Origin of the sequence: Candidatus Cloacimonas sp. (genome assembly GCA_035403355.1) — a bacterium.
Lineage (GTDB): Bacteria > Cloacimonadota > Cloacimonadia > Cloacimonadales > Cloacimonadaceae > Cloacimonas.
In genome coordinates this window covers 1-10,922 of sequence record DAONFA010000048.1, presented here as the reverse complement: position 1 = coordinate 10,922, position 10,922 = coordinate 1, and the positions used below count along the sequence as shown (strand labels likewise).

The window sequence follows — 10,922 nt, the reverse complement described above, 5'->3', positions numbered from 1 at the left end:
TCAATCAATTCTTTATCATACCTTAATCACTCCTTAATTATTAACGCTTGATTAAGGGTTGATGAAGGAGTGATACACGATGTGAACTGAGAGACAATATGGCTTTTTCTTCCAGAGAAACGATATCCTCGTCGTTTAGTGGTAACACTGGTGTTTAGTTACCGCAATTTGTTCTTTTCAGAAAAAACAATGTCCTCGTCGTTTAGTGGTAACACTGGTTTTTAGTTACCGCATACCTTTCGGTAAAGAAACAAATCGTAAAAAGTGGGTTGACCAGGAGGTCAACTCTCCGGAAACCAAGATATTTTTAAGTGCAGGCAAGAAGCATCATAATATGCTTTTCCATAATTTATTGCTTGACGCAGAAAAGTTATCACAGGAATTGAACAGCAATGAAAAAAATTATTCATATAGATATGGATGCCTTTTTTGCAGCCATAGAAATACGGGAACAGCCCTGGCTAAAAGGCAAATGCGTAGTTGTAGGCGGACCGCCAAACAGTAGAGGAGTTGTTTCCACCTGTTCTTATGAAGCTCGTAAATTTGGAGTTCATAGCGGAATGAGCAGTTACCAGGCATGGAATATATGCCCGGAAGCTATTTTTTTGCATCCGCATTTTGAACTGTATATGAAGGTCTCACAGCAGATAAGGAAGATCTTTTATCAGTGGACGGATTTGGTGGAACCGATGTCTCTGGATGAAGCATACTTGGATGTTACTGAAAATAAACGGGGCGAAGAAGATGCAGTAAAAATAGCCCAGGAAATTAAAGCGGAGGTTCTGCAAATAACGCACTTAACTTGTTCGGCAGGCGTCTCTTACAATAAGTTTTTAGCGAAAATCGGCAGTGATTTACAAAAACCTGACGGGCTTACTTATATTCCTCCGGAAAAGGCACAGGAAATTCTTTTTTCTCTTCCGATAGAGAAATATCACGGCATTGGAAAAGTTACCGCTGCTAAATTGCGTAAAAAAGGAATAAAAAACGGAGCAGACCTTTATCAATGGGAACTGCAAGATTTAATAAAACTTCTGGGTAAAACAGGGGTTTTTTATTATTATGTCGTTCGGGGTATTGATAAACGCGAAGTTATTACCGAAGTTGAACCTAAAACATTAAGCTGCGAAACAACTTTCTCCTCCGATATTGATAATCTGAATGACCTGCTGCATACATTAAATCGGCTCGCTGAACATCTTTCCGAACGCTTGAAGAAAAAAGGAATTAAAGGCAATACTCTAACGCTCAAGATAAAATATGATAATTTTCAGTTAATCACCCGCAGCTGCACTTTGCCCTGTTATGTAGATGATACCAAAAATTTATGCCAATATTCAGAGCAGCTTTTAATTGCTAATTGGGATAGCTTTAGAAAAGTGCGTTTACTCGGTTTGGGAATTAGTAAACTGGAAGATATCAATAAAACTGAACAGCTATTAATTCCGCTTTAAAATTCCCGGCAAACCCTTCTGTAACAAGTTACTGAAGACAATTAATAAAAGCCCGATGAAAGTAGCGTAATGGATGCTTTCTTTTAAAACAAAGCCAATGAAAAGCAAAGAGATAAAGGGGGTAAAAAAGATCATATTGGAGATGGAAGATGTATTATCAGTCAGCTCAAGTGCCTTATTCCAAAGCAAAAAGGTTAAACCCATTTCAAAGATACCTACATAAATTCCCCCCAGAATGCCATAGCTATAGATGGCTTTGGAAGTAAAAAGTGAAGACCGGGTAACAAGTGCATATATTGCAATCAAGATAAAGCCAATAAAGAAATTACAACATAATTTCACACTTGCAGGTCTGGAATCTAAACGATTCCGTATCCAGTATAAAGCCCAAATAAGAGAAGTGGAAATTGCTAAAAAAGACCCGAAAGCGTCATCAAATTTAAGAGCAGTAATTTGCCCTTTCGTGGATATTATCCAAACTCCGAAAAAACTTATAAGTAAGGCAATAAGATCAATAAGATGGAATTTTTCTTTCAGCAACCAAATACTGAATAAAGAAAGAACAATAGCCCAAGTGTAATTTAATGCCTGCGCTTCCTGAGCCCGCAAACGCGAATATGCCTCAAACAGCATTAAATAATAAATAAAAGGATTAAGCAAACCGGCAAATAACGATTTCTTCAAATTCTCGCCGGCTTTTTTGAACCAACCCCGGTGGGTAAAGTCAGCTGGTTTTATAAGCAGATTGATGATTCCTAAAACCAGAAATGCCGTAAACGAAGAAAAAAGCAGTAGCCCAACAGGGGTTAAATATTGTAAAGATAGCTTAAAAGCGGTACTGATGGTTGACCAGGCAATTATTGATGCACCAGCATATAGATATGCCTTATTTTGCTTTTGCATTTAACGCTATCCTTATTTTATAGTTACTTTTTTAGGAAAAACGGTGTCTCTGCCGTTTAGTGGCAACACTGGTGTTTGGGCAGAGAGCGGAGAGCAGAGGGCGCAGGGCGGAGAGCTTTTGGAAACCGGGAAAGCAACAAGAAAAAAACTCAGAGCTTACCTTTTACAAGGGGCTTTTTTGTACCGGCGCTCGCTGTAGCGCCGAATAAAAACGGCGGAACGGCGTCCGCCGGTACAAAGAAAGGCGGAACGGCGTCCGCCGGCACAAAGAACAGCGTCTGCTGGCTACACAAGTTATTCCAGAACTATTAAATCCCTTCAATCCTTCCCATCCTGTTCATCCCAAACCTATTAAATCCTCCAAATCCTTAAATCCTCAAATCCTTGTTCCTTAAATCCTTGTCCTGAAATCCTCGTTTCTAAAATCCTTGTCCTTAAATCCTCGTTTCTAAAATCTGCGTAATTTGCGTAAAATCTGCGTAATCCGCGGGAACCACCATTTCCAATTACGGTAGTGTTTTCTTGATAGCCGTGTATTTGGTTTCCAATTGTTTATTTCCCAATTGCTGAGCTGCCCAAATAACATATTCCACAGCTATCTTATTAGATTTATTCCAATTATACCAATCTTCCGCATATTTAATCAATTCTTTCCAATCCTGTTTATTATAAAGATAGGTGGCAAGCATACTAAAATCTTCTTCCTCGGGACGAATTTCCAGTTTTCTTTTCAGATATATAGTTGCCTGTTCTGTATCTTGCATTTGGGCAGCAATGGAACGAGCATTATCTAAAATATCAATGTTATTAGGTTCAATTTCCAAGGCGGCTTTTGTGGCAGCCATTGCTTTGGCATAGTCCTTCAATTCGTAATAACAGGCAGAAATATTCATCAGATTATCAATATTCGTAGGAATTAAAGGTCTGGCTTTCTCAAAGTATTTCACTGCTTCAGCATAGTTTTGTTTGTTGTAATAGAATGAGCCCAGCTCCATAAGATATTCCAATTTATTAGGATCTTTAGTAAGCAACTGGAGAAGAATTTGTTCAGCTTTAGCATCGTCCTTAAGATCAACCAGATAGATGTTTTTCAGTTGAATCATCGGTTCGGGACGTTCAGGTTCCAGTTTAAGCGCCAGTTCAAAAATTTCCATAGCTTTCTGAGTGTTGCCGGCATCTTTTTCTTTTGTTGCTGCCAGATAAATTCTTGTCCAAGCTCTTTCTTTTCTTTTCTTCATATCCCGTATATCAATCCGATCCTGATCCGTAAGGTCTGCGAATTGTTCTAATATGCTAATTGCCTTTGTGTAATAATGATAGGCACTTTCGTAGAATTCAACTTCCCGCGCGGTAAAATTTTCTGCTTTGTATAAACTGATATCACCTAAACGGCGTAAAGCAAAAACATAGTCAGGATTATCTTCCAGCACCATCTTATAGTATGTTTCTGCCTGCTCTACATTCTGTTGAGAATAATAGACATCGGCAGTTTTTAAATTCACATTGCCTTGAGGGCTAAGCTTTTGCCGTGCAGGTGAACAGGCAGTTAAAGCTATCATTATGATGCATAATATGATAATTGGCTTTTTCATCCGGTTTTCTCCTTAAATTTATCTTTGCTGTGCAATAAAAATAGATTAGCCAAAAAGTCAAGAGATTTCCTCAATTGTTAGCCGGAAAGGTTGTTGTTCTTATCAGGGAAACTAAGGCAAGCGTAAGCCCCTCGGGAAATGCTAACCCCGTTTTTTTTCTTGTCTCTCATTATACCTTGCCTGCATTAGAAATAACTGAGTTGCAGCAATGGTGACCTCCTGGTCAACCCACCTCGTACGCTTGGTTCTTTATCGGAAGGTATGCCGTAACTAAACACCAGTGTTACCACTAAACGACGAGGACGTCGTTTTTCCGGAAAAGAACAAATTGCGTTGACTAAACACCAGTGTTACCACTAAACGACGAGGACGTCGTTTTTCCGGGAAGAAAAAGACCTTTAGGGTAACGCTAAACTAGTGGATTAAATTATATTATAGATAACTCTGATAAATAGCAGAACCAAAGCCAGAATAAAAACACTGCGAATTAGTTTATTTCCCCTTAAAATAACCAGTTTGGAACCAACAATATTTCCGGCAATTCCACAAATGGCGCCTGGTACAGCAAGCGGATAATAGATGTTGGAGGCAAAAGCAAAAGTGACAAGTGCTGCGATATTTGAAGCCAGGTTTACTACTTTTGTATTGCCGTTAGCGGTTACAAAATCATAATGCAAAGCGGAAGCATAGATTAAAATTAAAAAAGTGCCTGTTCCAGGACCAAAAAATCCATCGTAAAAACCAATGCTTAAACCAGCAATTGCACCTACAAGCATTCTGGTTTTTTTTGCTATTCTATGGGCATTGCTTTGCATTCCAATGTTCCTGTTCAGCACAGAAAATACAGCTACTGCAGGAATGAGGATAATCAGTAAATAGTTTAGAACTTGCGCTGAAACTTTTAAAGCTGTAGAAGCCCCAATCCAGGAACCTATAAGAGCCATAAATGCACTTAGCAAAGCAACCGGAAGGTCTATCATCTTAGCTTTGAAATAGTTAGCGGTAGAAAAAACAGTTCCACAGCAAGAAGAAAATTTATTAGTTCCCAAAGCCAAATGAGGAGGAATTCCTACACTCCAATATGCCGGAAGAGAAATCAAACCCCCGCCTCCGGCGATTGAATCTATCAGACCTGCCAAAAAGATGAAAGGAAGCACCAGAGCATAGTTTAGAGGAGACAAATTAATAACTTGCATAGTTTATATTTCTGCTTTAAATTCCAGTTTCAATTCTTGAGAACTTGTTTGCCTAGGATAATCTGTAAAACGGTAATCCAAAGTAATCATACTGAAAGCATTAATTCTGTAAACACCGTTTAAATTAATTGATGGAATCCAACCCTCTCTTTTTTGGGGAAGGAAGGAAAAATAATGACTACCGGAAAGACGATTGTAAGTTATTCCTAAAGTAGCGGAAAAACGATACTTTTGCATAAAAACACTTTTCAGGGCAGGTGAGAAAGACAACGAGCCGAGCTGATAGTTTTCACTGCCATCCTGTTTCCCCCCGGATTCTGAATTGTAGCTTAGCTCTGTTTGAATATTGCTTTGGGGAGTTAAATTGCGTTGTATTAAAGCGCTAGCACTGATAATCTTTGTTTCGTTCAAATAGCGAGTATCGCTGTTAGTTTCGTTGCTGAACTGTAAACGGGTATTATAAGCACTATAGCCCTTAATGTCTATTTGCGCTAATTGCGAAAAACTGAAAGTCCTGTCTGGGGTCTGATAACGCTTATCCAAAGTCCGTTCCATAATCAATTGCAAGTTTGCGGTAAGCTTATTATTTACCAAATCCAACCAGAGAACCTCTTCAATATTTTGCCTGCCGTAAATCGTTGTTTCATCATCATAAACTGTTCCAGGAAAAAAGAAATAGCTCTTCCAATTATTGCGCTTTGAACTTTGTTCCGTCAGGTTTATGGAAGTATCGCTTTGTAAACGCTTAAGAACATTGCTGGCGGAGATATTTCCCGGTTTCAGGTATAAATTGAGCAAGCAATTTATCTCTGTTGATAAACTTCCCGTAGAGCTAGTGATATAAACCCAATCGTAATCTCCATTAGAAACACTTACTCCCGTGCTGTCATAATATCCCAAACCAGAACCTACATATTGCAATTCCCGAATTTTGGGATAGAACTCCGTTTGATTTAGTTGATAATTGCTATATAAACCGATGGCATTTTTCAGGAAGCTGTTACTGGAATGGAAAGTAATTAAATCATAATTAGATTTTGGTTGAGTAGTGGAAAGCGGCTGATTTATTTCACGGTGTGTTATATCCAAATCAATACGCTGAGAATTCAGGTTTACGATATTTTTTAAAGCATAGGTTTGGGTATTGGCAATTTCATCCCAGTTCCTGGTTTCTTTCACTTTGGTATTATCGGTAGTCCAGGAGAACTGGGCAAGCAAAGAAGAAGCATTGCCAAGAGAGATAACGGGATTTAGTTTTAGATAACTGTTGCCCAATTCCTTGGTATCCAAAAGATTATAGAGAGTTTCAAAACGCAACCGCAAAATTTTCCAAGTCCAGGATAAATATCCCTGGTGGTATTGCATAGTTCCGTCCTGCATATTATCCTTGGCATAGTCCTGAGTAGAAAGTGTGCTGTGCACATTTATTTCCGGTAACAACCCTTTTCCTGAAGAAGAAGTTATAAACCGTAACGCTTGTAAAGTATATAAATCATAAACTCTACGGTATCTATAGAGTAAAGAACTGTTCCAGTTTGTTTGCCGACGGCTGATTTGAATATTGCTTTCCTGTTGTGCCAGGGAATCGGCTGTATCTATTGAAGCAAAGTCAAATTCGTTTTCCAGCGGACGATATTTACCAAAAAGGGAGGTTTTATCACTCCGCTGTTCATAATCTATATTCAAAGCATAAAGAGAAAATGGAACCTCCAGATAGGCATAAAGTAACTCTGCGTTATTATCCTCATCGTCAAGGGAAGAAAAAGTGTTGCGATCATTTACACTGCCTAAAACTTCTATTCCGCCATTCAAATTGGCATTAGTATAATTCAAAGCCAAATCCAGATTACCTTTTCGCGTTGCCGGCACTAAAAGCTTTTGGGGTAGCCAGGAACCTAAGCCAGAGCCCACATAACGATATTTTCCGGCAGAATATTCTTCATAATCCCCATTCCCGCTGCCCACATAGCTGAAAACTATATTGTAACAGGCAAGCGAATCCCCCGGAGCATATTCATAGTAATATTCATTTAGCAAATTCTGTAAGCGTTTATATTCTCCTGTTCCCGCTTCCACCTGAAAAACACCTGCTCCCCAAACATTGTTGTCGCCGGCTGTTTTCAAGGAATCCAAATCCGAAGCGCTGAATTCATATAACAAGGGATTATTTTTGTCATCCTGCTGCCAGATAAAATGGTGTGACAGAGTTAGATGCTCACTTAATTGGAATTGCGTGGAATTTAAATAACTACTTTGCGGATAATATTCGTCCGAATATTGAAACCTTGCCGTAATATTATTGGCAGCGCTAACCAGCTTTTTAAACATTACGCTTCCCTCGCTGTAGTCAATGCTGTAATCTATCCCCCGTTCCCATTTATTGCCATCTACGAAGATTTCTTCGCTTCCTGCTACAACAATAAAATTGGACTGGGTATCGTTTACCCTTAAGTAATAGGGACCTTGTTTTCCTTCAATAACAGTAATTTTTATAGAGGCGTTTTTTCCCCCTCCGGCAGAAAAAGCTGTTTGCACATAGTGTTTACCTTTTAGCCAAGCATTAATTCCTTCAAATTTAGTAAAATAATCCATATAACGCGTTCCTGAATATTTCAGTTCCAGGTCTCCCATTGCCAGTTCATATTTGTTTCCGTAAATACGAATAAACATATTATCCAACGAGCTTAATTCCTTGGAATCTCCTTCTGGTGATAATTTGGACTGGCTATCGGAAAGTTGGGCACTAATAAAAACATTATGAGCCAGTTCTCCGGAGAGATTTACGAAAAGTGACTGTTTCAAATCAAAAGTGGACTCATCGGAAAAGGATATGGCAAAGGTTTTAGTTCCCCTAATCTCCAAATTTGTTTCTTCAATAAAGGCAGGGCTTTTGCGTTTTTTAATCTCTGTTAACAAAGTGTCGCTATATATTTGCGGTTGCCATCTTTGCCAAGGTTGGGTAAGAAAGGGTGGAACAATTATATATTCTACTTTCAGGATAGAAACATCGGGTTGACAAAGAAGAATCAATTCTGCCTTATTATGGTTTATCCGATAATCTGTTCCTTCGTTTAAGAGCAACGAATCTGCCCAAACAGAAACGCTGTTTTTAATGATAGGAGAATTTCCCAGAGAATATTTATTGCAATTTGGCTCCAAAACAAGATTGCGCTCTTGAACTAAGGGCTCGGCAAAAAGGGAAAATATACTACCCAGAAAAAGCAGAATAAATATACCTGATTTATTATGTACCAACTGCTTAAACTTTATGAATAATGTAAGTTACTACACCCCAAATAATGAAATCCATCCCTTCCTCAATGGGAATTGGCTCAAATTCATCATTCTCCGGCACTAAACAATATTCTTTCCCTATAATTTGTAATCGCTTAACAGTTAATTCTCCATCCACAATAGCAATTACAATGTGCTTATTTGATGCCTCCAATGCTCTATCCACAATCAAAATATCATCCGGTAGAATTCCTGCACCCTGCATAGAATATCCATCTACTCTTACAAAAAAAGTGGAAGCAGGGTGAACTATTAAAAATTCATTCAAATCCAGCTTACCTTCAATGTAATCCTGTGCCGGAGAAGGGAAACCGGCAGAAACTTTGGAACTCATCAAAGGTCGGTATTTTTTTTCTCCCTGACTTGCGGAATATATGGCTTTAATAGAGCCATCACTATGTATTTTCATCTGTTTTTCTAAATTGTGCAGGACGAAGAAAAACCTATCTCCGTCCTGCGGTAAAAATGGTTATTTGGGTATATTTTTCAGTATTTTCTGTGCTTGAGCGCCATACCTGGGATCGTTTTGCACCTTTTCCAAATCGGCTTTGGCAGCGGTATAATTCTTCATTTGATAATAGGCAACGCCACGCAACATTAGTGCATCAGCATTTTTAGGGTCTAAACCAAGGGTTATAGTGGCATTGCTGATTACTTTGGCATAATTCTTTTGGGTATTGTAATAGCTTGCCAAAAGCAGCGCCATTTGCGGATTGCGTTCAAGACCTAAGGACTTTTCATAATATTCCACCATCTTTTTCTTATCATTCAGTCCTTCATAATTCTTAGCTATCATCGCATAGATTTGTGCCAGTTCCGTTGGTGCAGGACCCGCATCCGCCACCTTCTGCAAATAAAGATTGGCATTGTTATAATCCTTTATTCCCTGATAATAATTTGCCAAACGACGATAGAGGTCAACGCTTGGTTCAATGGCTAAGGCCTTTTGATAATATTTACCGGCTTCCATCATATTTCCTTTTTCGGCATAGCTATCAGCTACATTGATAAACGCTTTGGCATCCTGAGATAATTCCGCATAATCAATTAACACGGCATAAGCTCTGTTTTCATCTTTAATATTATCCCTAAGAACATAGAATTTGGCATAGAGAACATCAGCGTCGTCAGGAGTCAGTTTCAATATTTGGTCATAATAATTCAATGCCTCTTCATATCTTCCTGCCTGTTTGGCGATTATTGCCATATTATTGTAAATTCCAATGATGTTTGCATTCAATTCTTCCTGGCTAATCAAACGGGGTGTGAGTTTTTTATAGATATTCAGAGCTTGATTGTAAAAGGTTAATGCCTCATCATAACTATTCAATTCACTACTTTCAGTAGCAAGTTCTATATAAGATTTGGCAATATTTAAATTCATCTTTTCAATATTCTCGGCAACTGAATCTGCAGGCGAAGCAGTTGTGGATACTTCATTAAATAATGTTATTGCCTCATTAAAAGAAACGATGGCATCATTGTAAAGTTCATTATTATATTCATCAGCGCCTTTGGCTGCTGCTGAATGTGCCAAAGCTAAAGGATCGCGAACCGGTTCAACCGGAGCTTCCATTTTTTTATTGCTGCTGCAGGCGTTAAGCAACACTAAAAGGAGCAGCGCTATGAAAGACATTATTTTCAGTTTCATTGATAAAACCTCCAAGTTTTTTGATTTAACTAAACACTTTCTCACCTCTTTTTTGTCAACTTAAAAAACCAAAGTAGCGCCAAATAGAGGATTTAACAAAAAAAATATTCACTCCTGTTATGAATTGCTAATTACCTATATAAGAATATGTTATGCACTAAACAAACACTTATAAATCGTGAAAATTCGTAAATTAAACGAAAAATAAGCTTTTTTTTATTGACAGAAATTTCACAGTGCACTTTCCTATCCATTGAAAGATCTCTTACTCTTTACACTAAACCAAATAAGGAGGTAAAATGAGCAGAGACGAATTGGTCAAAAAAATCGCAGCAAATGCTGGTACTTCACAAAAAGTAGCCAGTGTTGCCCTCGCAACTGTTCTTGAGGGCATTACGGAATCCCTTAAAAAGGGGGAAAAAGTTTCTTTTGTCGGTTTTGGTTCATTCAATGTTGCCCATCGTAAAGCCCGTAACGGCATCAATCCCAAAACCAAAAAACCTTTGAAGATTCCGGCACGCAAAGTTCCGGTTTTCAAAGCTGGTAAAAAACTAAAAGAGGCAGTTAAAAAAGCCAAATAGTTCAATTACTTTACTAGCGAGGCAGAAAGCACATCCTGTTTTCTGCCTCTTTTTTTAGGCAGAAAAAAACGATGTCCTTGTTGTTTATAAGTAAGCAGGCATTTCGTTACCGCAAATTTTTTTCGGAAAAACGATGTCCTCATCGTTTAGTGGTAACACTGGTGTTTGGGCAGAGAGCGAAGAGCTTTTTGTACAGTTTGTACCGGCGGACGCCGTTCCGCCGTTTTTATTCGGCGCTACAGCGAGCGCCG

At 38.5% G+C, this 10,922-nt stretch carries 8 protein-coding genes; 2 read left to right on the top strand and 6 right to left on the bottom strand.

Annotated elements, in window-relative coordinates; genetic code table 11:
* Nucleotides 1-392: 392 nt before the first annotated feature.
* Nucleotides 393-1,454, top strand: a complete 1,062-nt coding sequence (gene dinB, locus PLE33_08830) for a DNA polymerase IV (protein HPS61344.1) — start codon at nucleotides 393-395, stop codon at nucleotides 1,452-1,454.
* Here dinB and PLE33_08825 read toward each other — a convergent pair.
* From PLE33_08825 to PLE33_08800, 6 genes are all read right to left on the bottom strand, one after another.
* Nucleotides 1,440-2,357, bottom strand: coding sequence for a DMT family transporter (locus PLE33_08825; GenBank protein HPS61343.1), 918 nt, complete (start codon nucleotides 2,355-2,357; stop codon nucleotides 1,440-1,442). The genes dinB and PLE33_08825 overlap by 15 nt on opposite strands.
* 506 nt (nucleotides 2,358-2,863) lie before the next feature.
* Nucleotides 2,864-3,949 (bottom strand): tetratricopeptide repeat protein, encoded by a 1,086-nt coding sequence (locus PLE33_08820; GenBank protein ID HPS61342.1) that lies wholly within the window; start codon nucleotides 3,947-3,949, stop codon nucleotides 2,864-2,866.
* Between the two features lie 422 nt (nucleotides 3,950-4,371).
* A complete protein-coding gene (locus PLE33_08815; protein ID HPS61341.1) occupies nucleotides 4,372-5,145 on the bottom strand; it encodes a TSUP family transporter in 774 nt (257 codons plus the stop codon).
* Between the two features lie 3 nt (nucleotides 5,146-5,148).
* On the bottom strand, nucleotides 5,149-8,400 hold the full coding sequence (locus tag PLE33_08810) for a hypothetical protein (protein HPS61340.1): 3,252 nt from the start codon (nucleotides 8,398-8,400) through the stop codon (nucleotides 5,149-5,151).
* Nucleotides 8,401-8,404: 4 nt separating this feature from the next.
* Nucleotides 8,405-8,848 carry a translesion error-prone DNA polymerase V autoproteolytic subunit gene (umuD, locus tag PLE33_08805; GenBank protein HPS61339.1) on the bottom strand — a complete coding sequence of 148 codons (444 nt, stop codon included), beginning with the start codon at nucleotides 8,846-8,848 and terminating at the stop codon, nucleotides 8,405-8,407.
* Nucleotides 8,849-8,908: 60 nt separating this feature from the next.
* On the bottom strand, nucleotides 8,909-10,090 hold the full coding sequence (locus PLE33_08800) for a tetratricopeptide repeat protein (GenBank protein HPS61338.1): 1,182 nt from the start codon (nucleotides 10,088-10,090) through the stop codon (nucleotides 8,909-8,911).
* Nucleotides 10,091-10,389: 299 nt separating this feature from the next.
* On the opposite strand from PLE33_08800, the gene PLE33_08795 reads away from it, so the two are divergent.
* Nucleotides 10,390-10,671 (top strand): HU family DNA-binding protein, encoded by a 282-nt coding sequence (locus tag PLE33_08795; protein HPS61337.1) that lies wholly within the window; start codon nucleotides 10,390-10,392, stop codon nucleotides 10,669-10,671.
* Nucleotides 10,672-10,922 lie beyond the last annotated feature (251 nt).

What these genes read in the sequence shown, in the direction of transcription:
- dinB (HPS61344.1), top strand. Translation starts at nt 393, where the DNA reads ATGAAAAAAATTATTCATATAGATATGGATGCCTTTTTTGCAGCCATA.
- PLE33_08825 (HPS61343.1), bottom strand. Translation starts at nt 2,357, where the DNA reads ATGCAAAAGCAAAATAAGGCATATCTATATGCTGGTGCATCAATAATT.
- PLE33_08820 (HPS61342.1), bottom strand. Translation starts at nt 3,949, where the DNA reads ATGAAAAAGCCAATTATCATATTATGCATCATAATGATAGCTTTAACT.
- PLE33_08815 (HPS61341.1), bottom strand. Translation starts at nt 5,145, where the DNA reads ATGCAAGTTATTAATTTGTCTCCTCTAAACTATGCTCTGGTGCTTCCT.
- umuD (HPS61339.1), bottom strand. Translation starts at nt 8,848, where the DNA reads ATGAAAATACATAGTGATGGCTCTATTAAAGCCATATATTCCGCAAGT.
- PLE33_08800 (HPS61338.1), bottom strand. Translation starts at nt 10,090, where the DNA reads ATGAAACTGAAAATAATGTCTTTCATAGCGCTGCTCCTTTTAGTGTTG.
- PLE33_08795 (HPS61337.1), top strand. Translation starts at nt 10,390, where the DNA reads ATGAGCAGAGACGAATTGGTCAAAAAAATCGCAGCAAATGCTGGTACT.